Origin of the sequence: Bradyrhizobium sp. CCGB20, from assembly GCF_024199855.1 — a bacterium.
Classification (GTDB): domain Bacteria; phylum Pseudomonadota; class Alphaproteobacteria; order Rhizobiales; family Xanthobacteraceae; genus Bradyrhizobium.
The window spans coordinates 2,740,154-2,764,637 of sequence record NZ_JANADN010000001.1 but is presented as its reverse complement, the minus strand read 5'-3'; the positions used below and the strand labels follow the sequence as shown (position 1 = coordinate 2,764,637).

Here is a 24,484-nt window from a genome sequence, read left to right as displayed (position 1 = left end):
GGCCGCCTTCATCAAGCCGCTTTGGAGGGACGCGCCAGCGCGCGGCCGAACATCATGTCGGTGCGGATCGCCGCCACCTTGTCGCGATTGCGGATCAGCTCGAGGTACCAGAGCGCATCGACGGTATCGCCGATCAGCACCGCGCCGGTGAGCCGGCCGTCGGCGATGACGAGCTTCTTGTAGGTGCCGCGCCTGCGGTCCGTGAGCACGAGGCTCTCGCTGCCCTCCCCGCCCAGGAAGTCGCCGGCGGAGAACACGCTGACGCCCGAGACCTTCAGATTGGTCGAGACCACGCTGCCCTGATAGGCGGCGGGACGGCCGGCGAGATGCCGCGCCAGCACGCGCGCCTGCTCATAGGCCGGCTCGACCAGGCCATAGCAGGTGCCGCGATGCTCGGCGCATTCGCCGAGCGCGTAGATGTCGGGCGAGGCCGTCTGCATCTCATCATTGACGACGATGCCGCGGTTGACCGCGATGCCGGCGTCCTTGGCCAGCGCCACGTTCGGCCTGATACCGGCGGCGAAGATCACGGCGTCGGCCTCGATGCGGCTGCCGTCGGCAAGCTCGACGGCTTCGACATGGCCTTCGCCATGAATACGGGCGGTCGACGCATTGAGCAGGATGCGGATGCCCTTGCGCTCGACCAGCGTCTTCAGCAGATCGGCCGCCGGCAGATCGAGCTGGCGCTCCATCAGCCGGTCCATCAGGTGCAGCAGCGTCACCGGAGCGCCGGCTTTCGCAAGGCCATAGGCCGCTTCAAGCCCGAGCAGGCCGCCGCCGACCACGACGACGCGCTTCTTCGCCGCAGCTAGCGTCAGCAGCAGGTCGACGTCGCGCGTGTCGCGGAAGGTGTGAACCCCGGCGAGATCTGCGCCCGGCACGTTGAGCCGCAGCGGTGTCGAGCCGGTGGCGAGCACGAGCTTGGAATATTCCATGCTCTCTTCGCCTTCGATCTTCAGCTCGCGGCGGCCGGTGTCGATCTCGGTGACGCGATAACCGTAGCGCACCGTGACGCCGCGATGGCGCCACCAGTCGGCCGGCCTCAGCTCGATCTCGTGCGAGCCGGTCTCGCCGGCCAGCACCGAGGAGAGCAGCACGCGATTGTAAGCGAGCCGCGGCTCTTCGCCGATCACGGCGACCGCGTAGCGGCCGAGCGCGGTCTTGGCGAGCTCGTCGACCAGACGCGCGGCCGCCATACCGTTACCGACGATGACGAGCGGTTCACTCACAAGGCATCTCCTATTCGGCGGCCTGCGCTTGCGCGCCATAGGCCTCGGAAATCATGTAGCCGGACAGCACGCCATAGGCGTCGGTCCAGGCCGTGGCGAGTTCGGGCGTCCAGGCCTCGCCGAGGCCCTTCTCGAGGGTCCAGAGCAAGGTCGCGCCGACCACCGGATAGTGCTCGGCCTTCGCACCGTAGGCGACATGGCGTTTGGCGAGCGCGGAGGCCGCAGGAAGAATCGAGTCCAGTTTCGACAGGCCGCCGACGACGGCGGCGAGCATGCCCATCAGCTTCTTGCGCTGCTCGGTCATGTCCTCGGGAAACATCGCGCGCACGGATGGCGCAACCTCGAACAGGCGATCGTAGAACAGCACTGCGGCCGCCTCTGAAATCGGCGCGACCTTGGAAAAGCTCTGCTGGACGAGAATGATCTGTTCGGGCGTCATGATGTTTTCCTGTCTGTTTCGGTCTGCCTTTGTCCGCGCCGTTGCGGAAAAAGTTCATGGATCAAACGTCATCAGAGAGAGCTCCTCCCCGCGTACGGGGAGAAGCGAGTTTCATACCAAGTGTCACACACGCGCTTCGGCGAGGCTTCCTGCGCCCTCGCCCTGCGGGCTGCGACGCAGATAGAACCACCAGGTCAAAGCGAGGCAGGACGCGTAGAAGCCAAGATAGATCGCGAGCGCGAGTTGCGGGCCGCCGGTCATGGCGATCGACTTGCCGAAGCCGGTCGGGATCAGATAGCCGCCGACCGCGCCGATCGCGCCGATGAAGCCGACCGCCGCACCGCTCTCGATGCTCGCCGTCTTCAGCGCAAGTGCGCGCGCCGCGTCGCCCTTGCCGCGCACCTTGAACAGGTTCTGCTCGCGGAAGATCGAGGGGATCATGCGATAGGTCGAGCCGTTGCCGATGCCCGTCGTGACGAATAGCACCAGGAACATCGACAGGAAGCCGATGAAATCCTTTTGTCCGACGAAGTAGAGCACGCCGACCGTGGCGCCCGCCATCACGATGAAATTCCAGAAGGTGATGATCGAGCCGCCGATCCTGTCGGCGAGCCAGCCGCCGAGCGGACGCGACAGCGAGCCGACCAGCGGCCCCAGGAACGCGATCGCGATCGTCACCGTCGGAAACTGCGTCTTGATCAGCAGCGGAAACGCCGCGGAGTAGCCGATGAAGGATCCGAACGTGCCGATATAGAGATACGCCATGATCCAGGTGTGCTTGCGCTTGACGACGGCAAGCTGGTTCCCGATCGACGATTTGGCCGTGGTCAGGTTGTTCATGAAGAACACCGCACCGAACACCGCGATCGCGATCGGCAGCACCCACATCAGGCCGGCATTCTGGAGGAAGATGCCATCGACCGGGCTTGCCTGGAACAGGTTGATGACGGCGAGCGTCATCAGGATCGGGGTCAGGAGCTGGACGCTGGAGACACCGATATTGCCGCCGGCGGCGTTCAGGCCGAGTGCCCATCCCTTCATCCGGTCGGGGAAGAAGAAGGAGATGTTGGTCATGCTGGAGGCGAAGTTGCCGCCGCCGAGGCCCGCGGTCGAGGCAACCAGCAGCATCAGCCAGAACGGCGTGTCGGGATGGCTGACGAACCAGGCGAGTGACAGCGTCGGAATGAACAGAATTGCCGCGCTGAAGATGGTCCAGTTGCGGCCACCGAACGTCGTCACCGCGAATGTGTAGGGAAAGCGCATCAAGGCGCCGATGAGCCCCGGCACCGCGACGAGCTGGAACAGCTGGTCGGTGGTGTAGTGGAAGCCTGCCTGCGGCAGCTTGGTGGTGACGATGCTCCAGATCAGCCAGACCGAGAAGCCGATGTGCTCGGCCACGATCGACCAGATCAGGTTGCGTCGCGCGATAGTCTTGCCAGTCGCATTCCAGAACGCCTCATCTTCGGGGCGCCAGTCTGAAATCCACGTCGGATTCCGTGTCGGATTCGTCGTCATTGATAATCCCTTCTAGGCTCACCGCTGCGTCGTTGCAGGCTCTGCCTCCGCATGGAGGCGCGCGCCGAGGCCAAGCCCCGGTGGCGAGTTCACGATGCTGATTGATGATGTTGAGGGACGTCGTCGTTGGCGTCGCAAATTGACATTTCAATTTCCGTGCCAATTGCGCGCGTTCGGGAAATACAGGGAATTCAGGAGCTTATTCGTATTGCCCGAAGTTCCGGCAGGTGTATTTCGCTCGCAAATCTTGCGATTCGCTCAATCCTTGTGCGGCGCACAAGGATTGAGCGAGGTGTCGATTATTTAGGCGCGCCCATCGTGCGCGTTAAACCTTCGTTTACGCGGCCTCGACGAAGCGATGACGCTCATAGAGGAATTCGAGCACGCGGTGGCGGCACTTCAAATAGGTGGCGTTGGTCGCGAGATCGAGCCGCTTGCGGGGACGTGCGAGCGGCACCTCCAGCACCTCGCCGATGCGCGCGCTCGGCCCGTTCGTCATCATCACGATGCGGTCGGACAGCAGCACCGCCTCGTCGACGTCGTGGGTGATCATCAAGATGGTGTTGCCGAGCTTCTGATGCAGCGCCATCACCGAATCCTGCAAATGCGCGCGGGTCAGCGCGTCGAGCGCGCCGAAGGGCTCATCGAGCAGCAGTACTTTCGGCTCCATCGCCAGCGCACGGGCGATGCCGACGCGCTGCTTCATGCCGCCGGAGATTTCGGAAGGACGCTTGTCCCTGGCGTGAGCCATCTGCACCAGGTTGAGATTGTGCATGACCCAGGCGTCGCGTTCGGCGCGGGATTTGGTCCTGGCAAAGACCTTGTCGACGCCGAGCTTGACGTTCTCGTAGACCGTCAGCCACGGCAACAGGCTGTGGTTCTGGAACACCACCGCGCGATCGGGACCTGGCGAGTTGACCTCGCGGTTCTCGAGCAGCACGCCTCCGGTCGAGGCGCCGGTCAGGCCTGCGATGATGTTGAGCAAAGTCGACTTGCCGCAGCCGGAATGGCCGATGATCGAGACGTATTCGCCCTTCTCGATCGAGAGGTTGATGTCCTTGAGCACTTCGGTGGTCGCAGCGCCGCGGGTAAAAATCTTGTCGATGTGGTCGAGCTTCAGATAGGTGGTCATGTGCTCTTCTCCCTCAATTCTGCGCCGTGCCGCGGGTGACGATCTTGCCGAGGCCCGCGATCAGGCGATCGAGCACGAAGCCGACGATGCCGACATAGAACAGCGCCAGGATGATCTCGCTGATATGCGAGGAGTTCCAGGCGTCCCAGATGAAGAAGCCGATGCCGACGCCGCCGATCAGCATTTCGGCCGCGATGATGGCGAGCCAGGACAGGCCGATGCCGATGCGCAAGCCAGTGAAGATGTAGGGCGCCGCCGCCGGAATCATGATCTTGCCGAAGAACTCGAGCGGGTTGAGCTGCACGACGGCCGCGACATTGCGGTAGTCCTGCGGGATGTTGCGGATGCCGACCGCGGTGTTGATGATGATCGGCCAGATCGAGGTGATGAAGATGACGAAGATCGCCGAAGGCTGGCCGTCACGGAACGCCGCAAGCGAGAGCGGCAGCCAGGCGAGCGGCGGGATGGTGCGCAGCACCTGGAACAGCGGATCGAGCCCGCGCATCGCCCAGACCGACTGACCGACCAGCACGCCGAGCGCGATGCCGGCGATCGCGGACAGCGAATAGCCGAGCGCGACGCGCTGAAGACTTGCCGAGAGATGCCAGAACAAGCCCTTGTCGATGCCGCCATGGTCGAAGAACGGATCAAGGATCAATTCCTTGGTGTCCTTGAATACCTTTGACGGCGGCGGCAGGGCCGAGCCGGCGCGGCGGCAGACCAGCTCCCACACCAGCGTCAGCAGCGCGATCACGACCAGCGGCGGAATCACGCGCACAGCGGTCTCCCGCGCCATCCGTGCGTAGGTCTCAGCGCGCGGCGGACGCTTTGGCGTCATCGCGACGACGGGTGCGGCAACGACCGCGGGCATCGCGGTCTCAACCTCGATTTTCGTGGCAGGCATGTTCATCGCAATATCTCTCCGGCTTTCCAAGGGCGATGCGGCCGCCCAAAAGGCGGCCGCTGGCTCCATCAGACTTCGACGCGCTTGATCGCGAGCGATTTCAGATAGGCCGCCGGATTTTCTGGATCGAACACCTTGCCGTCGAAGAAGGTCTCCTTGCCGCGCGAGGTTGAGGTCGGGATGTCGGAGGCGGCGACGCCGAGCGTCTTGGCCGCATCCTTCCAGAGGTCCTCGCGGTTGACCTTGGCGATGAGGGCCTTGGTGTCGAAATTCGCCTCGTACTTGCCCCAGCGGATGTCCTCGGTGAGGAACCAGAGGTCGTGGCTCTGGAACGGATAGGAGGCCTGGTCCTTCCAGAAGCGCATCTGCTGCGGCGAGTTGTCGACGACGCGGCCGGTGCCGTAGTCGAACTTGCCCTTCATGCGGTCGGTGATGTCCTCGACCGGGCAGTTGATCCACTGGCGCTTGGCGCAGATCACCGCGGCCTCCTCGCGGTTCTCGGCCTTCTCGGCCCATTGCTGGGCTTCCATCACCGCCATCAGCAGTGCCTTCGCCGCCTTCGGATATTTATCGACCCAGGCCGCGCGCATGCCGAACGACTTTTCGGGATGCTTGTCCCAGAGCTCGCCGGTGGTGATCGCGGTGTAGCCGATCTCCTGGTGGATGAGCTGCAGGTTCCAGGGCTCGCAGACGCAGAAGCAGTCCATGGTGCCAACCTTCATGTTGGCGACCATCTGCGGCGGCGGCACCACGATGGTTTCGATGTCCTTGTCCGGATCGATGCCGCCGGCGGCGAGCCAGTAGCGGATCCAGAGATCATGCGTGCCGCCCGGGAAGGTCATCGCCGCCTTCACGGCCTTGCCGCCGGCCTTCTTCTTCTCCAGCGCGGTCTTGAAGGGCGCGGTGTCGATGCCGACCTTGAGGTCGGCATATTCCTTGGCGACCGAGATGCACTGACCGTTGAGGTTCAGGCGCGCCAGGATGTACATCGGCGTCGGCTGGTTGTTCTGCGTCACCTTGCCGGCCGAGATCAAATACGGCATCGGGGTGAGGATGTGCGCGCCGTCGATGCCGTTGCCCTCGGAGCCGAGCACGAGGTTGTCGCGCGTGGTGCCCCAGGAGGCCTGCTTCTGCACTTCGACGTCGGGCATGCCGTATTTGGCGAAGATGCCCTTCTCCTTGGCGACGAAGAGCGGGGTCGCATCGGTCAGCGCGATGAAGCCGAGCTTGGCACCCTTGACCTCGGGACCTGAATCCTGCGCGAAGGCGCCGGCGGGGAAATTCAGTTTTGCTGCGGCGAGAAGGGCGGCGGTCGAGCCGGTGGCCTTCAACAATTGACGGCGGCTCAGGCCCGAGGGCCGGCGGATGCGCGTGGTCATAGGCGGTGTCGTCCTTTGCATCGTTGCAGAATTGTTGGCGTCAGTGCTCGCGAGCAGCCCGTCCGTCCGTGACGCCGGCTTTGGCGCATGCGAACGCAACGACGGGGAAACCCCCGTCTGGTGGCGTCAGCAAATCGGATGAGAAGTCTCGCGGGACGGCTTCAATGGCGTCGGCCTGGAACTATTCAAGCTTCGTGCCAAGCTTCGCACGCCGAAAAACGCTGGATAATGAGTGGGTTACGGCGCCCGCGCCAGACTGCCGCAGGGGTGTTCCGCATCGGAAATTTGCGGCCTGCACAATTCTTGTGCGACGCACAAAGACTGTGCAACAGCTCAGGCAAGAGGCCCGGCGTCGCGCCCGAGCAAGGTCGGGCGCCAACGCATCACATTGATTTCGCTACATCTTTCTGATGCCTACAGTCGGCACGCAACTTGCTTATCCTTTGCTGTCAACGAAGACTGCGGCTTGCCGCATTGTTGCAGCCTCTGGCGGCTGCATTCCGGAAGCTCAACTGCTTCGCGGCCTTTCCCGGCTCAGTCGTCGTGACGCGATTCCCAAGGCTTCCAGACTTTCCATAGCTCGCGTGCGGCAGGCCAGCCCGCACGTCCCATGACGTTCAGCCGCGCTCCCGGGCGTGTCGCTCTCACTTACGAAGCAAAAGGAACCATTGATGTCGTATCTCGCGCCCTCGGAATTCGTCACCAAGATGGTGGATGCAGGCGAGTCCAAGATCTTCATGTCCACCCGGGATACCATCATCCGCGCCTATATGGCCGGCGCCATCCTCGCGCTGGCGGCCTGGTTTGCCGTCACCATCAACGTCAACACCGGCCAGCCGCTGGTCGGCGCGCTGCTGTTTCCGGTCGGCTTCGTCATGCTCTATCTGCTGGGCTTCGACCTCTTGACCGGCGTGTTCGTGCTCTCGCCGCTCGCCCTGATCGACAAGCGTCCCGGCGTCACCATGGGCGGCGTGTTGCGCAACTGGGGCCTGGTCTTCGTCGGCAACTTCGCCGGCGCCTTCACCGTCGCCTTCATGATGGCCTTCGTCACGACGTTCGGCTTCACGCAGGCCCCCGACAAGATCGGCGCGGCCATCGGTAACATCGGCGAGGGCCGCACGCTGGGCTACGCGGCCCACGGCGCAGCCGGCATGGCGACGCTGTTCTTGCGCGGCATGCTTTGCAACTGGATGGTGTCGACCGGCGTCGTCGGCGCCATGATCTCGACCTCGGTCCCCGGCAAGGTCATCGCGATGTGGATGCCGATCCTGGTGTTCTTCTACATGGTGTTCGAGCATTCCGTGGTGAACATGTTCCTGTTCCCCTCGGGCCTGATGCTGCACGCAAAATTCTCGATTATGGATTACCTGATCTGGAACGAGATCCCGACCGTGCTGGGCAACCTCGTCGGTGGCCTCGCCTTCACCGGCATGACCCTCTACACCACGCACGTCATGACCAAGCCGAAGCGTCAGGCCGGCACGACTGCGCCGACCCGCGTCGCGGCCTGATCGAATACGTCTCGACAGGGGAGCCTCGCCCGAGCAGGGTGAGGCTCCCCTCTTCCGGTGGCGACGATGACCCGCGGACTCCAGATCTCGGTCGGCCAGCACTCCGACAAGGGTCGCAAGCCCATCAACCAGGATTTTCACGGCGTCCTCATCCCCGAGGAGCCACTGCTCAGCCTGAAGGGGATCTCGGCCGTTCTGGCCGACGGTATCTCCAGCAGCACGGTGAGCCAGATCGCCAGCGAGTCGGCGGTCAAGAGCTTCCTGATGGACTATTACTGCACGTCGGAATCCTGGACGGTGAAGACCTCCGCCCGCCGCGTGCTGGACGCGACCAATTCCTGGCTGCACGCGCAGACGCGCAAGAGCCAATATGCCTATGACCGTGACAAGGGCTATGTCTGCACCCTCAGCGCCATGGTCATCAAGGCGACCACCGCACACATCTTCCATGTCGGCGACTGCCGCGTCTATCGCGTCGCCGGCAAGGCGCTCGAGCAGCTGACCGACGATCACCGGATCATCGTCTCGTCGGAGCAGACCTATCTCGGCCGCGCACTCGGCATCAATCCGCAACTCGAGATCGACTACCAGGCGTTCGAGATCGAGGCCGGCGATACCTTCATCCTCGCGACCGACGGCGCCTATGAATTCGTCGATCAGCGCTTCATGACGAACGCACTCGGCGAGCACGCAGCCGAGCTCGACGAGGCGGCGAAGGCGATCGTCGAGGAAGCCTACCGGCGCGGCAGCGACGACAACATCACCGTCCAGATCCTGCGCATCGACGCCGTGCCGCAACGCGAGCCGGCCGGCATCTTCAATCAGACATCGCAATTGCCGCTGCCTCCGCTGCCGGAGCCGCGGACGATCTTCGACGGCTACAGGATCGTCCGCGAAATCCACGGCAGCAGCCGCAGTCACATCTACCTCGCGGTCGACGCCGAGACCGAGGAGCCGGTCGCGCTCAAGCTGCCGTCGATCGATTTGCGCGACAACCCCGCCTATCTCAAGCGCTTCCTGATGGAGGAATGGATCGCGCGCCGGATCGACAGCCCGCATGTGCTCAAGCCGCTGTCGCAGTCGCGCCGGCGCAGCTACCTCTACGTCGCGACCGAATTCGTCGAAGGGCAGACGTTGAAGCAGTGGATGACCGACAATCCGCGCCCCGATCTGGAAACCGTGCGCGGACTGGTCGAGCAGATCGCCGCCGGCCTGCGCGCCTTCCACCGCATGGAAATGCTGCATCAGGATCTCAGGCCCGACAACATCCTGATCGACAAGACCGGCACCGCGAAGATCATCGACTTCGGATCGGTCAGGGTCGCCGGCGTCGCGGAGGCCGCGCCACGAGAGGAAGCGGACGAAATCCTGGGGACGGTCCAGTATACGGCGCCCGAGTATTTTCTTGGGCAGGGCGGCTCGCCGCGCTCCGACATGTTCTCGCTGGCCGTGATCTGCTACCAGCTGCTCACGGGAAAGCTCCCCTATGGCACCCAGGTCGCCAGGATCCGGCGCAAGGCGGACGTGCGGAGACTTCAGTATCGCCCGGCCGACGACGACCGCAACGTGCCGGCCTGGGTCGACGGGGCGCTCAGGCGCGCGCTCCATCCCGATCCCTACAAGCGGCACGAGGACCTGTCCGAATTCGTCTTCGAACTTCGCACGCCAAATCCGGCCTACCTCAACACGCGGATCACGCCCCTGCTGGAGCGCAGCCCGCTGATGTTCTGGAAGCTGACCTCGGCGGCGCTCGCCTGCGCCGTCGTCGTCCTTCTGGCGCTGCTGCACGCACGTTAGAGGGAATAAGGGCACAGACGTCGCGATCTTGCCGAGCGGACTCGGTTGAACGTCAGCGCACTACTCTTCCTACGCGGGCATGCAGGAGAGGTCAGCCCAGTTCAAGATTGAACCAACAAGACCGCAGTGCTACTCTTCAAACTGCATCATTCCTCGTTAGGTCTGATGGGCGGGCGACCAGGCTTGCGGACTGCCGCCCGTCATTGGAATGGGAATACTTGAGCCATTAGCGCCCCGCCCCCGGACGCATTTTAAAGTCGGCCGGCGATGTTTCGTTGATGCATCACCCTCCGCTCTTCCCATTGACTCGGAGGCGGGCTTTTTCAAGTGCTACGACCGAATGGATATTCGACATGTCTGTTCTGGCGAACCGAGCCGGTTGCGGCTCGAAGACTCCGCGTGCCGGCCGATACTTCATCCTTTCGGTGTTTTGCGCTGCTTGCCTTGTCCTTCAATTCGCAAACAGCGCCTGGGCTCAGTGCACGGCTCGCGACGTTTTGCAGAACCAGTTGAAAGGCAACAAGGCGCGCCCGGTCGACGTGCCTCAAAAGCTCATCACGTCAGCCCGCGACGTCCCGACATGGAAGAGGATTACGATGGGCAACTTTGCCGACCGGATCGCGCTGCGTCGTGCTCTTGATGCCGCAGGCTGCAATGTTGGCGGGGCAGCTGGCGAAATTCTTGCCCGACCGGCTTTCACCATCGGCTCCAAGGCAATCGACGTGGAGCTTGTGGCCGTGTCAGCGGCCGAGCTTGGCTTCAAGACCGATACCGTGACATTGGCCTCCATTTACGCCCGCGCCCGGAAGCTCGGCTTCGCGCTTGCCGCGGCCGAGGTCGGTCCTCAATTGCGCATTCAATATTTCGACCAGCCCACGGGTGAATTCCTCATCATTGGCATGGAGCCAATAAAAACCTGGAGCGGTGAGCCGATCATTCTGAACGTCGCCAATGGCGGCGCCGGATTGATCCTGATAGGCCAAGATGGCAGGGACGACGCGGAAATAGCCTTGAGATCCCGGATTGTCTTCGCGCGGTCGAATGAACTCGAATCCAGTGATGGACTGCAGAAGGCAGCAGCACTTCTGCCGCTCTGAACAGCAAACGCGAGCGGTTTCAGAGCTCAAGGACTGAAGCGGCCTGGATTTATTATCCCGCTCCGTTGGAGGCGACGATGGCGCTTTCCCGGAACGGCGCCGAGGCCGGCTGCGGCGCCTCCAATTCCTGACAATACATCCGATCAATGTTTCGCTGCATCAGCGCATAGCAATCGCATGCGACCCTCTCGAGCCGCGCCCGATCGATCTCTACGAACCCGCGCCGGTCGGACGGGACGGCGCCGGCTTCGCGCAGCTTGTTCATAGTCAGGGTCACTGTCGTCCGTCGCACACCAAGCAATTGCGCAAGCGCCTCCTGCGTCACCGGAAGCCGGTCATCGGGAACGCGGTCGTGAAGCTGCAGGAGCCAGCGTGCCATGCGGCTATCCACCCGGTGCAGCGCGTTGCAAGCGGCTACATGCTGGAGCTGCAGCATCACCGCGCGGACGTGGACCTGCACGACATTCCTGATGGCTGCGCTTTGCCCATAGGCAGCCCGAAATCTGCTGGCGGAAATCAGCGATGCCGTGCCGGCCATGCGTGCAACCGCGGTCACGGATGAAAGCGACGGGCCGAGCACGGAGAACGAGGCCAGAGCGCCTTCCCGTCCCATCAACGCGGTTGCGACCGTTTGCCCGTCCGGCATGTCGAGCATGAAGGCGATTGCGCCGCTATGGGGAAAACAAACCGGGTCGAGCTCGTCGCCCGAGCGCACCAGGACGGCACCGGGTTCGAACGAGACCTTCTGGAAGTAGGGCGTGAGCAAGCCGAGATCCGCTGGTGGCAACGCCGCCAGCAACCGATTCCCGGTGCCCGTGCGGTGGACAGTCACGATGCCTTCTTGCGAGCGAGCCCCCGATGAACGACGGTATCCGCTGATTTCATCTACCATGATTATCCGAAATACGAATTGCCGAACATCAACTATCCAAACAGAGCCATTGGTCGAGATCAAGCACGGACATTTGCGGAGACTTGATGGGCGCCCTCGCCGCGCAACCACGATCTTGCATACATCATACTATTCGCGATCTTTGCCGCTCGGCGGAATGCCCCACGATGTGATCGGCCAGTCAGATTGCAGCAACGCGCGAGCCTGCCGTTGGCGCAGCTCGAAGCAGAGCGGACGACCTGGGCCAAGACTGCCGCGTTTCCGGCGAGCCGTCACGCCGGCTCCGCCGCCTTCGCCCCGAGCGGTTTCGGCGCCATGCCGCCGCCCGGCTTGAGGTGGAATTCGTAGGTCATCAGGTGCCACTGCCCGCTCGCCTTGGTCCCGTCAGGCATCGCCGGATCGTGGCGCGGCTCGACCTTGGCGACGAGGTCGTCCTTGACCCCGAACACCACGTCGGAATCGAGATATTTGTCGCCGTCCATGAAGACATGCGTGATCAGCGGCTCGTAGCCCTTCGCGTTGACCAGGAAGTGCACATGGGCCGGGCGCATCGGATGGCGCCTGGTCTGCACGATCATCTCGCCGACGGGGCCATCGGTCGGGATCGGGTAGCTGCACGGCAAAATGGTGCGGAAGAAGAAGCGGCCGTCGCTATCGGTGATGAACCGCGCCCGCGCCGAGGCGCCGACCTCGTCATAATTCGCCTTCTGTGAATCGTAGAAGCCGTCATCGTCCGCATGCCAGACGTCGACGGGGACATTGGCGAGCGGCTTGCCGTTGAGATCGGTGACGCGGCTCTGCACGAACATCCGTTCGCCGGTTTGGTTGTTCGGCGAGATGTCGGTGCCGTGCGCGGTGACCTTGTGTTCGCCGACATAAAACGGGCCGAGCACGGTGGTCTCGGTGGCCCCTTCGCGGTCGCGGTGGTTGACGGCATCGACCAGCATGGAGACGCCGAGCACGTCGGACAGCAGGATGAACTCCTGGCGGGTATCGGTGCATTTCTGGCCGGTGCGGGTCAGGAAATCGATCGCGTATTCCCACTCGGGGAAGGTGAGACCGGTCTTGCTCACGTAATCGTGCAGCGACTTCACCAGTTCCTGAAGCAGGAATTTCGCGCGCGCATCGGGCGTGTTGTCGAAGCTCTTGACGACGGCTTCGGTGAGTTCGGTCTCGTTGAACTGGGTCATGGCAATTGGGCTTCCCGTTTTCGATCTTCTTGTTGGTCCCCGAGGGGGTTCTAGGGTGAGCCTACACCAGCCGGGGGGCCCGCGTTAAGCGCGGACCGGCTTGGAATGGGGGCACGATTTCGCTATCACCTCTGAACAAAACCGTCCGGAGGAACTGATGCTCGCACCTACCCCCGCCTCGCCCGAATCCGTCGGCATGTCCAAGGCCGCGCTCGACCGCGTCGATGCGCATCTGAAAAGCCGATACATCGATGCCGGCCGCTTCCCGGGCACGCAGCTGCTGGTCTATCGCCGCGGCAAGATCGCCCACAGCTCGGTGCAGGGCTTTGCCGATGTCGAGCGCAAGGTTCCGGTCAAGGACGACACCATCTACCGCATCTATTCCATGACCAAGCCGCTCACCAGCGTCGCCTTCATGATGCTGGTCGAGGAAGGGCTCGTCGCGATCGACGAGCCCGTCGCCAAGTATATTCCGGAATGGAAAGATCTCGGCGTGTTCGTCGCCGGCACCGCGCCGGCCTTCCTCACCCGGCCGCCGTCCCGGCCGATGCTGATCGTCGATCTCCTGCGCCACACTGCCGGCCTCACCTACGGCTTCCAGCAGCGCTCCAACGTCGATGCCGCCTATCGCACCGAAAAGATCGGCGAGGTCGAGAAAGCCGGCACGCTCCAGACCATGATCGAGGCCCTCGCAAAGATCCCGCTGGAGTTCTCGCCCGGCGAGTCCTGGAACTACTCCGTCGCGACCGACGTGCTCGGCTATCTCATCGGCAAGATCTCCGGGATCCCCTTCGAACAGTTCCTGAAGCAACGCATCCTCGATCCGCTCGGCATGACCGACACTGATTTTCACGTGCCGGCCGCCAAAGCGCACCGTTTCGCAGCCTGCTATTCCGCCGATCCGGGCGGCGGCATGACCTTCCATGCCGGCCAGCGCCGCGAGGGCCTGACGCTCCAGGACGATCCGACCCAGAGCTCGTTCCTGTCCCCGCCCTCGTTCATCTCGGGCGGCGGCGGGCTGTGCTCGACGATCGCCGACTATCTCACCTTCTGCCGCGCGCTGCTCAATGGCGGCGAGCTGGGCGGCATCCGCCTGATCGGGCCGAAGACACTGGCGCTGATGACGAGCAATCACATTCCGGGCGATCGCGCGCTGCCGGAAGTCTCCCGCTCCCTGTTCTCGGAGGCGAGCTATAACGGCATCGGCTTCGGCCTGGGCTTCGCCGTGACCATGCGCCCGGCGGAGACGCTGATCGCCGGCAGCCCGGGCGAGTATAGTTGGGGCGGTGCGGCCACGACCTCGTTCTGGATCGACCCGGCCGAGGAGCTGATCACCATCTTCATGACGCAGGTGCTGCCGTCGAGCGCCTATCCGCTCCGCCGCGAGCTGCGCAGCATGGTCTATGCCGCGATCACCGACAGCAATCTCTGAGCAATCGAACCGGTCCCGCGGCCTCAGGGCCGCGGGATCGAGCCCTGCTCATTTCAACATCTCCGGTACGATCAGGCGCGGCAGGAACAGCGACACGCTGGGCCAGATGATGACGGCCGCCAGCACGAGCAGCATTGGCACCAGCATGATCACGGTGTCCTTCAAGGCGTAGCGCAGCCGCACGCCGGCGATCGAACAAGCGATCATCAGGCACAAGCCATAGGGCGGCGTCACCAGTCCGAACGCCAGCGAGACGATGGAAATGATCGCGAACTGGACCGGATGGAGATCGACGGACTTGGCCAGCGGCTCCAGCACGGTACCGACGATGATGATGGCCGGGATGGCGTCGAGGAAGCAGCCCACCACCAGAAAGCAGAACGAGATGAAGAAACCGGCGGCGACGACGCCCATCCCCCATGTCGAGACGTTCGCCAACAGCGCTTGCGGGATCTTGTAGTAGGCGAGCAGCCAGCCGAACGCACTTGCGGTGCCGACACAAAACAGCGCCACGCCGGCAAGACGCCCGGTGTCGAGCAGCGCCTTGTACAATTCGCGTGGACCCGTCTCGCGGTAGAAGAACGCCGACAGCACGACGGAATAGAGCACCGCAACGCAGGCGGACTCGGTCGCGGTGAACCATCCGAGCAGAATGCCGCCGACGATGATGAACGGCGTCATCAGCGCCGGTAGCGACTGCCAGATGGCGCATCGCATCTCGACCCAGGTCGCCTTCGGATAGGTCGGATAGCCGCGGCGCACCGCATAGATGTGCACCGTCGCCATCTGCGCGCCCGCGATCAGCAGGCCCGGCACGATGCCGGCCAGATACATCGCCGCAATCGAGGTCGAGATCAATCCGCCCCACACGATCATCAGGATCGACGGCGGGATGATGACCGCAAGCACCGCAGAAACCGCGGTGATGGCGATGGAGAACGAGAGATCGTAGCCCTCCTTCGTCTGCGCATCGATGAAGATCTTGGACTGGCTCGCCGCATCGGCGGTGGAAGAGCCCGAGATGCCCGCAAAGAAGACCGACAGCACGACGTTGATCTGCGCCAGCGACCCCGGCCAGTGCCCGACCATCGAGCGCGACAGCGCCACCAGCCGGTCGGTGATGCCGCCGATGCTCATCAGGTTCGCCGTCAGCAGGAAGAACGGCACCGCCAGCAGGATGAACGAATTGTAGGCATTGAATGTTTCCTGCGCGAGCGTCATCAGCGACAGATGCGGCTCGATCAGCAGGATCGGCACGCAGGCGAGGCCGAGCGCGAAGGCGACCGGCACGCGCACGATGAGCAGGCCGATGAAGACCCCGAACAGCACCATCGCAGCCTGTCCGGCGGAGAGTACATTGCCGCTCATCGCCCTGCCCCGACCAGAATGCGCATTTCATCGATGATCTGTTCGCCCGCAAAGACGATCCACGTCGCGCCGGTCACGGGCCAGGCGACGTGGATCAGCCAAAGCGGCAGATCGGCCAGCTCCGAAGTTCTGTTCCAGGCAAAGCGGGTGAACTCGAGGCCGGCTGATACGAACACCAGCGTCAGCGCGAGCACGCCGAGCCGCGCGAGGATCCGCACCGCGGCCTCCGACCGCCGCGACAGGTCGGGCCACACGTCGACCTCGAAATGCTGCGCTTCCCGCACACCGACCATGGCGCCGATCATGATCGTCCAGACGAACAGGAACCGGGCCATTTCCTCCGTCCAGATGTAGGACGGAATGAAGGGCGTGTAGCGCGAGATGATCTGCAGCGTGACCGGAATGATCAGGACGCCGACGCAGGCGGCCAGCAGGAATTCCAGCAATTTCGCATAGGCGGCCGTGACGCGACGCCACAGCGACGGTGTGGACGGGACGGGCATTTCAGACATTGGGGCTCCGTGCGGCAACTCATCCGCCACGTCCGGGCAAGAAGCGGGGCCTGCCCGGATTGCCGTCGGCGGACGCAACGATCTCAGGCGACGTTGATCTTCTCGAAAATAACTTCTGCACCAATGTCTTTGGCGTAGGTGGCCATCACGGGGTCGGCGAGCTTCTTCATGGCGTCGCGCTCCTCGAAGGGAACGCGCTTGAGCTTGCCGGCCTTCTCGAGCGTGTCGAGCTTGACGACCTCCTCGCTCGACTCGAGCTGACGGCCGTAGTCGCCGGCCTCCTTGCCGGCCTTCCTGATCGCGTCCTGCAGGTCCTTCGGCAAGGTCTTCAGCGTCTTCACCGAGAAGCAGATCGGCCGGATCGATACGGCGTGCTGGGTCAGGCTGAGATGCGGGGCCACCTCGTAGAACTTCATCGCCTCGACGCCGGCCGCCTCGTTCTCGCCGGCCGATATCACACCGTTCTGGATCGCGTTGTAGATTTCGTTGTAGGCGATCACCGTCGGGCTCATGCCGACTGCCGCAAAGGTCTTCGACCAGATCGGCGCGCCCTGCACGCGAACCTTGAGGCCCTTGAGATCGGCGAGAGTCTTGAGCGGCTTGTTGGCGAAGATGTTGCGGATTCCGCCACCGGAATAACCGATCAGAACGACCTCGGCTTTCGCCTCGACCTCATCGGCGATCGGCGCCAGGATATTGGCTTCCACCACCTTGTTCATGTGCTCGATGCCCTTGAACACGAAGGGCGCATCGATGAACGGGGCCGCCTTGGCGAAGGTCGACATGTGGGCCGGCGAGACGATGCCGTAATCGACCGCCTTGCCCTGCGACATGTACTCGAAATACTGCTTCTCGAGGCCGAGCGAGGAGTTCTTGTGCAGCGTGAAGTTGACCGGCTTGCCGTAATACTGCTTCACCAGCTCCTCGAACCGGATCAGTGCCCGGTTGAAGGCATGGTCGTCGTTGAACTGGACCGCGCCGTTCAGCGTGATCGGTGCTTGCGCCCTGAGGATCGACGGCATGCCGATCGTGGCCGCCGCAGTGGTCGCACCGAGACCAGCGAGAAATGACCTTCGCTTCATCGTCTCCCCTCCCTTGATGCTCCGGCCCTGTAGCCGGGCCGTGAGCGCAGCCGGTATGCGGCGTGCTAGAGACAAGCGTATGAAAAACGTCGGCGGGACGGAAGTGATTTCGCGTGCGCCGGAGGTACTCTTCGTCGCAGGGCTGTTTCCGCGCGACCTGCTGCACTGCAACTCGCGCCCCTGTTGGGCGCGCAGCAGGCCGCATGGGCCGTCTCCCCCCAACTCGCGGGGAGCACCGAAGACTAGCGGGCCCGTGCGCTGCACGCACAGACCCGCTCGCCTCTCAGTGCATGTGGCCGATCAGATAAATGCCGCCGCCGATCACCAGCACGGCCGGCACGGCCCACAAAATCAGAACTGGCATCTGTCATCTTCCTCAGTTTGACGTGCAGACCTTGACGGTCTTCATGCCGCTCTCGGCTTCGGTGCGCGACTTGTAGATCGTGCCCGACGGGCTGACGACGGTCATGGTCGTGTCCATCGGCTTCTTGTCGACGATTGTGCACTTCTTCGTTTTGACGTCCTGCACGACATAGAACTCGTCGGCGGCGAACGCCGGCAGGGACAATGCAGTAAGCATCAGCGCTGCAGTTGCGATTCTCAGCTTCATTTTCCTCTCCTCCAATCGCCGGGCATTCCAACCGGCCGATTCACAAACGGGAAAAAATGGCAATTTGTTCCTATCCGGCCGGAACGTCCCGCATGGTGAGCTGTTGTTGCGGCGCCCAACTCATGAGGAGGACAAGATGAAGAAGCTGTTCCTGATATCCGCCGCGGCGGTCCTGATGTCGACCGGCGCGTTCGCGCAATCCACCGTGGTGACCACGACCGGAACCGGTCACGCGGCAGCGGTTCAGATCGAGCCGCAATATCGAACCAGGATCAAATCCTACGTCACCGAACACCACGTCCGTCCGGTCACGACGAAGGAAAAGATCATCGTCGGCGCGACGGTGCCGAGCGACGTCGAGCTCGAGGCCGTTCCGGCCGATTGGGGTCCCTCGCTCACCAAGTATCGCTACGTCTACTCCGGCGAGCGCGTGATGCTGGTGGACCCCGGCTCGCGCACGGTCGTGCAGGAAATCGATTGATCGAAGCGCGATGGCGGTCGCCTTGAAGGCGGCCGCCCTCCCGGAGTTCACCGCATGACATCGCATCGAGAGGCCCGGATCGCCGGGCTCAGCCTGGCGGCTGTCTACGCCATGTGTCTCCTGCTGACCGCCATCAGCATGAGCTGAAGCGCCGGCGTACCGGACTGCGCTGCAACATCGCGTCTCCGGGCTGCTCGTCGCTGCGAAAATCGTGGCGCGGGGCAAGTCCCGCCCGTATGGTCTCCCCAAAATCATAATCCGGCGCCCCTGCGCTGGAACCGGGACGTCCGCGTTTGTCAAAGCTCACCCTGCCGGTTCGGCTCGCTCTCCTGGTCACGGGAACGATGTTGCCGCTGATCGTCTTCGCGGTCGGGATTGTCGTCTACAATTACAAGCAGGACCGGGACGACGCGACCCGCCGCGTGCTGGAGAACGTGCGCAGCATGCGCCTCGTGCTGGACTCCGAGGTGCAGCGGATGACCGGCGGCCTGCAGGTGCTTGCGCTGACGAATTCGCTGCGCAACGACGACTTCCAGAACTTCCGCCGCATCGCGCTCGGTTTCGTCGAGCAATATGGCAAGGGCGGCCTTGTGCTGATCTCCGACCGCAAGGGTCGGCTGGTGTTCTCCTCGACGACGGAGGACACCGCGAGCCTGCCGCCGCGCGGCAATCTCGAGACCATCGAAAAGGTGTTTGCGAGCAGGTCGCCGCAATATTCCGACCTGTTCACGGGCGCCATCAATGGACGACAGGTGCTCACCGTCGAGGTCCCGGTGTTTCGCAACGGCGAGGTGATCTACGACCTCTGTTTCAGCCCGCCGGTCAGCATCTTTCAGGAGCTGGTGGAGAAGCAGCGGCCCGACCGGTTTTGGACGGTGTCTCTGCTCGACACCAAGGGCATTGTATTCGCACGCACGCCGAACCCCAGTGAAACCTTCGGCAAGCGCGCGTCCCCTTCGCTTTATGACGAGATGTTCCGCAGCAGCGAGGCATCGCTCCCGACGGTGTCGCTCGACGGCGTCGCGCTGGCCGCAGCCTACACGCGATCGCAACTGACGGGCTGGACAGTCGCCGCCGGTGTTGCCGAGAGCTCGCTGATCGCCCCGCTCTGGCGCAACATCGCAATCACCAGCCTGATCGGCGGCATCCTGCTGCTGACCGGCCTGACCTTCGCGGTCAGGATGGCGACCACGATCGCGCGCGGCGAGATGCTGCACAATCTGCTGATCGACGAGCTCAACCATCGCGTCAAGAACACGCTGGCCCTGATGCAGGCGATCGCGGTGCAGACCTTCCGAAGTTCGAGCCGCGAGGAGCGGACCAAGTTCGAGGGCCGGCTCGGCGCGCTCGCCGAGGCCCATAATCTCCTCAGCCAGGAAAAATGGGCGGGCTCGGAGCTCAGGGATGTGATCGTTCGCGTGCTTCAGCCGTTCCTGCTGAGCAATCCCGATCGCATCCGCATGGCCGGCCCCGCCGTGCCCCTGTCACCGCGGCTCGCCGTGGTGCTGTCGATGATCGTGCACGAGATTGCCACCAACGCCGCGAAATACGGCGCGCTGTCGAACGAGGCCGGGCGGGTGACGCTGGAATGGGAGGTCATCGCCGACACGCCGAAGCCGCGGCTGCGACTGATCTGGAGCGAGATCGGCGGACCGCCGGTGACGGCGCCGGTGCAGCGCGGTTTCGGCTCGCGCCTGATCGAGCGCAGCGCGCGCGACCAGCTCGGCGGCGAGGCAACCGTCGACTTCCTGCCGCGCGGCGTGGTCTGCACGGTGACATGCGTGCTGGACGAGGCGCGGTAAACGGACTGAAGGAACATCGGCGATGAAGATCACCAAACTGCGGACGCACATCCTCGAAGCAAAGCTCTCGCAGCCCTTCGCCTATTCGCGCGCCTGGTACGACACGCGCACCGCGATGCTGGTCGAGATCGAGACCGATGACGGCCTGACCGGCTGGGGCGAATGCTACGGCCCGGCGCGGATGACGGCGGCGGTGGTGCAGAGCATCGCGCCCTGGCTGGTCGGCGAGGATCCGCTGCGCACCGACGTGCTGTGGCAGTCGGTCTACGCACGCTTGCGCGATCACGGCCAGAAGGGTGTCGTGATCCAGGGGCTGAGCGGCATCGACATCGCGTTGTGGGACATCAAGGGCAAGCATTTTGGCGTGCCCGCGCATCAGCTTCTTGGCGGCGCCGCGCGCAAGGAGGTTGCCGCCTATGCGACCGGCCTCTACCGGCGCAGATCGGGAGATCCGCTCGAATATCTGCCGGAGGAAGCGGCCGGCTATGCCGCGGAAGGTTTCCGCGCCGTGAAGCTGAAGGTCGGCTTCGGCATCGCGGAGGACGCTGCGGTCACGCGCGCCGTGCGCGAGGCGATCGGCGGCGATGTCGCGCTGATGGTCGATGCGAACCACGCCTATGACGCGGTCGCGGCGATCCGGCTCGGCCGCCTGATCGAGCGCTACGACATCGGTTGGTTCGAGGAGCCGGTGCCGCCGGAGGACGTCGCCGGCTATCGCGCCGCGCGGTCCGCGCTGACGATTCCGATCGCCGGCGGCGAGTGCGAGTTCACGCGCTTCGGCTTCCGCGACCTGTTCACCTCGCATGCGCTCGACATCGCCCAGCCCGACACCTGCGCGGCCGGAGGTTTGTCCGAATGCAAGAAGATCGCCGACATGAGCGAGGCCTTCGGCATCCGCTACAATCCGCATGTCTGGGGCACCGGCATCGCGATCGCGGCCTCGCTCCAGCTTCTCGCCGTGCTGCCGTCACACACGCCGACCTCGCTGGCACCGCTCGAGCCGATGCTCGAATTCGACCGCACCGAGCATCCGATCCGTCAGGCGATCCTGAAAGATCCGATCGAGCACGAGAAAGGCGTGGTGCGGGTGCCCGATGGCCCCGGTCTCGGCATCGAGATCGACCGCGCCGCGCTGGCGCGGTTCGCGGTCAGCTCGTCGGAATAGCCAGGGATCACGTGAGCCGGGGGGCACCTTTGGAACCGGGCCTGATCGCGGCCTGCACGGCGTAGACGCCCGGTCCGTAACAGGCGACGAGCGCAAGGCTACCCAGCAGGCCGAGATTTTTCAGGAAGTTGATGGTCTGCATGACGACCTGCGCTTCGGGCGCAGCCCAGAAATTGTGAAACATCAGCGTGGCGGCGATGGTGAACGGGATCAGGACCGCGGCCGCCGGACGCGCGAACAGGCCGAGCAACAGGGCCGTGCCACCTCCGAGTTCAACCGCAATCGCGCCAGCGGCGAGCACGACGCCCAGCCCGTCCGCTCCTCCTGGAAGCCGGCTCGCGGTCGCGGCAAATGCCAGCACCTTTCCGACACCACTGTAGAGAAACAGCGGTGCGATCGCGATGCGTGCGAACAGAAGCACCCAGTCATCGAGCGGGCCTGCGGTCGCGGCGGAACGGGTGGATGTCGGCATTTCGGATCTCCTCTGGTGAAGCCTGGCAGTCAAGGCGCTGCCGTTGATTGTCGATCGGACCGGTGCCTCTTCACTCCGCGGGTGCGATATCGGCGCGTGGCAGACGCGTTGCCGCGGCGAGACCAAGCGATCCGATCGCCAGCGCGCCGACGATGGATGCGCCGCCGATGGCCCAGAACACGGCGTCGGGACCGCCGGTCACTTGCTGCAACAGACCGATGACATAGGGGCCAAGGATCGCTCCTACCCGGCCGACGCCCAATTCCATCCCGACGCCGCTGGCGCGGAAGCAGGTCTCGTATGAGCCGGCGGTGAAGTTGTTGAGCACGTGCTGCGCGCCGATGATGCAGAACCCCGCAACGGCCACGATGGCGAGATTGACGCCATGACCGCTGACGAAGACGAGCGCCAGCACGGCAATGCCGCCGGTCAACCACCAGGTCGCGAGGTAACGGGGCGTCAGCGAGAAATTGCGGTCGGCCAGCATGGCGAGCGTGAGGCCGCCGATGAACGACATCGCCTGCATCAGGGCGCCGAAGCCGAACGACGCCGCAAAGGTCTCGCCGCGCTTGAGCATCACCGTCGGAATCCAGCCCGTCAGACCGAAGATCGCGAACAGGCTGAGGAAGGCCGTGATCCAGATGGTCAGCGAAACGCGGCGGTAGCGCGGGCTCAGCAACGCTCCGATCGTGTTCTGCGGCCGCGGATCGTCATGCGATGCGAACGTGGCATTCTGGTAGACGGCCGCCCGCTCGGGCCGCAACCGCGCCAGCAGCGCGCGCAATTCTGGGACCCGCGACCTTGCCGCCAGGAATTGCGGGCTTTCCGGCAGGATCGCGTGCGCCACGAAGGTCAGCGGGATCGACAGCGCGCCAATATAGTAGAGGATCTGCCAACCGTGCTGCGGCGTCAGGAACACGCCGACGAGACCGGCGCAGACGCCCCCGAGCGACCAGCCCAGCGTCACGCCCCACAGCGAGAACGTATTGCTGACTCGCTTGGGCGCGAGTTCGTTGATGAACGTCGTTCCGAGCGGCAGCAGCACCCCGAGGCCGAGCCCGGTGACGAAACGCAAAGCGCAATAGCTCCAGAAATCGTTCGCCAGCAACGCCGTCAGCAATGTGAAGACGTTGACGATCCACAAGCCAGCGAGCAGCGTGCCGCGGCGGCCGAAGCGATCCGCCACGCTACCGTGACCGATCGCGCCGAACAGGAATCCGACGAGACCCGAACTCACCAGAAACCCGGCCTGGCTTGGTGCGAGTCCCCAGGGCTGCATGACGTAGTGGATGACATAGGCCGGATTGAAGGTGTCATAGCCGTCGAACAGGGTGATGAGCGTGATCAGGATGCCAAGCAGCTTGTGGAACGGCCCGATCGCGGCTCCGGATAGTTCTTCATGCACGTCGATTTCGAACGAGATGCTCACGGGGTTCCTCCATTGATAGCGATTGCGCCTTCTGCTCTGCGGCAGATTGGAATGTTGCGTCGCCGAGCCCGAACAAGGCGCGGGCGTTGTCGCGACCGATCTTGATGCGGTCGCCTTCGGAGATCGTCGCGTTGTCGAACCAGTCGGCGGCGTGGTCGATGTTCTCGAACGGCCAGTCGGCGGAAAAGAGAATGCGGTCGGCGCCGATCTCGAGCATCGCGTCGATCAGCGTCTGGGTGCGGAAATTGCCCGATGTGGTGATGTAGAAATTTTCCCGGAAATAGTCGGCGATCTTGCGCCGCGCGGGATAGGCATTCTGAGTCCGCATCCACTTGTTGTGATTGTCGACCCGCCACATCGAGTACGGCAGCCCCTCCCCCATGTGGCCGAGAATGATCTGGAGCCGCGGATGCGCGTCAAACAGTCCAGAACCCATCAGGCGCAGGGCATGGACCGCGGTCTCCTGTCCGAACGCCCAGGTCGGTCCCAGGAGCCAGCGGTGCCCCTCGTAGATCGCCGCGTCCTTCGCAAGCGGATTGCGTGGGTGCAGGTAGAAGGGAACGCCGAGGCGCTCGACTTCCGACCAGAACGGCCAGAACTCCTTGCGGTCGTAATAGATCGCATGATCGGTGCCGGCGAGCTCGCTGAAGCCATTGACCAGCGCTCCGCGAAATCCAAGCGTGCCCACGCTGCGATCAAGCTCGCGCGCAGCCGCGTCGGGATCCTGCATCGGCAGCGCCGCGAGGCCCTGGAAGCGATCCGGCCGCTTGGCGACCTGCTCGGCGAGGAAGTCGTTGGCGCGGCGTGACAGCTCGAGCGCACGGCTGCGGTCCGGAATAGCCTGGACGGCCGGCGCATTCAGCGACAGCAGCATCATCTCGATGCCATGCGCGTCCATCTCCGCAAGCCGCCGGTCATGAATGTCGAGCAGCCGCGCCTCGAGCTCGCGCCAGTCGTCGGCCGGCGCGAAGCCCGCGCTGTCCTGAACGGTCCCCGGAAGCGCGAAGTGCTCCTCGAGCGCAATCTTTCTCTGCATGGCGTCGTTC

Annotated in this window: 22 protein-coding genes; 7 read left to right on the top strand and 15 right to left on the bottom strand. The window is 63.9% G+C overall.

The genetic code is table 11. The features are described 5' to 3' along the window. Positions 1-11: 11 nt before the first annotated feature. The 6 genes from NLM15_RS12830 to NLM15_RS12805 all read right to left on the bottom strand — a co-directional run bounded on the left by NLM15_RS12830 (position 12) and on the right by NLM15_RS12805 (position 6,598). On the bottom strand, positions 12-1,229 hold the full coding sequence (locus NLM15_RS12830; RefSeq protein ID WP_254117303.1) for an FAD-dependent oxidoreductase: 1,218 nt from the start codon (positions 1,227-1,229) through the stop codon (positions 12-14). Positions 1,230-1,239: 10 nt separating this feature from the next. Next, on the bottom strand, positions 1,240-1,668 hold the full coding sequence (locus NLM15_RS12825) for a globin family protein (protein WP_254117302.1): 429 nt from the start codon (positions 1,666-1,668) through the stop codon (positions 1,240-1,242). A 123-nt stretch (positions 1,669-1,791) separates the two neighbouring features. Continuing rightward, positions 1,792-3,183: an MFS transporter gene (locus NLM15_RS12820; RefSeq protein ID WP_254117301.1), complete on the bottom strand. Its 1,392-nt coding sequence runs from the start codon at positions 3,181-3,183 to the stop codon at positions 1,792-1,794. A gap of 337 nt (positions 3,184-3,520) precedes the next feature. Continuing rightward, a complete protein-coding gene (locus tag NLM15_RS12815) occupies positions 3,521-4,315 on the bottom strand; it encodes an ABC transporter ATP-binding protein (protein ID WP_254117300.1) in 795 nt (264 codons plus the stop codon). 13 nt (positions 4,316-4,328) lie between these two features. Then, the gene (gene ntrB / locus NLM15_RS12810) at positions 4,329-5,225 is read right to left on the bottom strand and encodes a nitrate ABC transporter permease (protein WP_254117299.1); all 897 of its coding nucleotides are present in this window, start codon (positions 5,223-5,225) and stop codon (positions 4,329-4,331) included. Positions 5,226-5,287: 62 nt separating this feature from the next. Continuing rightward, positions 5,288-6,598: a CmpA/NrtA family ABC transporter substrate-binding protein gene (locus tag NLM15_RS12805; RefSeq protein WP_254117298.1), complete on the bottom strand. Its 1,311-nt coding sequence runs from the start codon at positions 6,596-6,598 to the stop codon at positions 5,288-5,290. 671 nt (positions 6,599-7,269) lie between these two features. Here NLM15_RS12805 and NLM15_RS12800 point away from each other — a divergent pair. From NLM15_RS12800 to NLM15_RS12790, 3 genes are all read left to right on the top strand, one after another. Then, positions 7,270-8,109, top strand: a complete 840-nt coding sequence (locus NLM15_RS12800) for a formate/nitrite transporter family protein (protein ID WP_254117297.1) — start codon at positions 7,270-7,272, stop codon at positions 8,107-8,109. Between the two features lie 66 nt (positions 8,110-8,175). After that, the gene (locus tag NLM15_RS12795) at positions 8,176-9,906 is read left to right on the top strand and encodes a bifunctional protein-serine/threonine kinase/phosphatase (RefSeq protein ID WP_254117296.1); all 1,731 of its coding nucleotides are present in this window, start codon (positions 8,176-8,178) and stop codon (positions 9,904-9,906) included. A gap of 353 nt (positions 9,907-10,259) precedes the next feature. Further along, the gene (locus NLM15_RS12790; protein ID WP_254117295.1) at positions 10,260-11,003 is read left to right on the top strand and encodes a hypothetical protein; all 744 of its coding nucleotides are present in this window, start codon (positions 10,260-10,262) and stop codon (positions 11,001-11,003) included. 52 nt (positions 11,004-11,055) lie between these two features. Here the strand turns inward: NLM15_RS12790 and NLM15_RS12785 are convergent, their stop codons facing one another. Together NLM15_RS12785 and NLM15_RS12780 are read right to left on the bottom strand one after the other, a co-directional pair. Next, complete coding sequence (locus NLM15_RS12785; RefSeq protein WP_254117294.1) at positions 11,056-11,895, bottom strand: Crp/Fnr family transcriptional regulator; 840 nt, start codon at positions 11,893-11,895, stop codon at positions 11,056-11,058. 272 nt (positions 11,896-12,167) lie between these two features. Then, a complete protein-coding gene (locus NLM15_RS12780; RefSeq protein ID WP_254117293.1) occupies positions 12,168-13,085 on the bottom strand; it encodes a dioxygenase in 918 nt (305 codons plus the stop codon). Between the two features lie 157 nt (positions 13,086-13,242). On the opposite strand from NLM15_RS12780, the gene NLM15_RS12775 reads away from it, so the two are divergent. Further along, on the top strand, positions 13,243-14,517 hold the full coding sequence (locus tag NLM15_RS12775; RefSeq protein ID WP_254117292.1) for a serine hydrolase: 1,275 nt from the start codon (positions 13,243-13,245) through the stop codon (positions 14,515-14,517). 48 nt (positions 14,518-14,565) lie between these two features. On the opposite strand, the gene NLM15_RS12770 is transcribed toward NLM15_RS12775, so the two are convergent. The 4 genes from NLM15_RS12770 to NLM15_RS12755 all read right to left on the bottom strand — a co-directional run bounded on the left by NLM15_RS12770 (position 14,566) and on the right by NLM15_RS12755 (position 18,089). Beyond that, positions 14,566-15,885 carry a TRAP transporter large permease gene (locus NLM15_RS12770; protein ID WP_254117291.1) on the bottom strand — a complete coding sequence of 440 codons (1,320 nt, stop codon included), beginning with the start codon at positions 15,883-15,885 and terminating at the stop codon, positions 14,566-14,568. Further along, positions 15,882-16,397, bottom strand: coding sequence for a TRAP transporter small permease (locus tag NLM15_RS12765; protein WP_254117290.1), 516 nt, complete (start codon positions 16,395-16,397; stop codon positions 15,882-15,884). The genes NLM15_RS12770 and NLM15_RS12765 overlap by 4 nt, the downstream gene beginning before the upstream one ends. 83 nt (positions 16,398-16,480) lie before the next feature. Next, on the bottom strand, positions 16,481-17,479 hold the full coding sequence (locus NLM15_RS12760) for a TRAP transporter substrate-binding protein (RefSeq protein WP_254117289.1): 999 nt from the start codon (positions 17,477-17,479) through the stop codon (positions 16,481-16,483). Between the two features lie 376 nt (positions 17,480-17,855). After that, on the bottom strand, positions 17,856-18,089 hold the full coding sequence (locus NLM15_RS12755) for a hypothetical protein (protein WP_254117288.1): 234 nt from the start codon (positions 18,087-18,089) through the stop codon (positions 17,856-17,858). A gap of 136 nt (positions 18,090-18,225) precedes the next feature. Between NLM15_RS12755 and NLM15_RS12750 the strand changes: the two genes are divergently transcribed. From NLM15_RS12750 to NLM15_RS12740, 3 genes are all read left to right on the top strand, one after another. Next, the gene (locus NLM15_RS12750) at positions 18,226-18,570 is read left to right on the top strand and encodes a DUF1236 domain-containing protein (RefSeq protein ID WP_254117287.1); all 345 of its coding nucleotides are present in this window, start codon (positions 18,226-18,228) and stop codon (positions 18,568-18,570) included. Positions 18,571-18,914: 344 nt separating this feature from the next. After that, the gene (locus tag NLM15_RS12745) at positions 18,915-20,372 is read left to right on the top strand and encodes a sensor histidine kinase (protein ID WP_254124223.1); all 1,458 of its coding nucleotides are present in this window, start codon (positions 18,915-18,917) and stop codon (positions 20,370-20,372) included. A 22-nt stretch (positions 20,373-20,394) separates the two neighbouring features. Continuing rightward, positions 20,395-21,537, top strand: a complete 1,143-nt coding sequence (locus tag NLM15_RS12740; RefSeq protein ID WP_254117286.1) for a mandelate racemase/muconate lactonizing enzyme family protein — start codon at positions 20,395-20,397, stop codon at positions 21,535-21,537. 7 nt (positions 21,538-21,544) lie between these two features. On the opposite strand, the gene NLM15_RS12735 is transcribed toward NLM15_RS12740, so the two are convergent. The 3 genes from NLM15_RS12735 to NLM15_RS12725 form a co-directional block, all read right to left on the bottom strand. Continuing rightward, complete coding sequence (locus tag NLM15_RS12735; RefSeq protein WP_254117285.1) at positions 21,545-22,009, bottom strand: DoxX family protein; 465 nt, start codon at positions 22,007-22,009, stop codon at positions 21,545-21,547. A gap of 70 nt (positions 22,010-22,079) precedes the next feature. Beyond that, a complete protein-coding gene (locus NLM15_RS12730; RefSeq protein WP_254117284.1) occupies positions 22,080-23,438 on the bottom strand; it encodes an MFS transporter in 1,359 nt (452 codons plus the stop codon). Further along, complete coding sequence (locus NLM15_RS12725) at positions 23,407-24,474, bottom strand: amidohydrolase family protein (RefSeq protein ID WP_254117283.1); 1,068 nt, start codon at positions 24,472-24,474, stop codon at positions 23,407-23,409. The genes NLM15_RS12730 and NLM15_RS12725 overlap by 32 nt, the downstream gene beginning before the upstream one ends. Between the last annotated feature and the right edge of the window lie 10 nt (positions 24,475-24,484).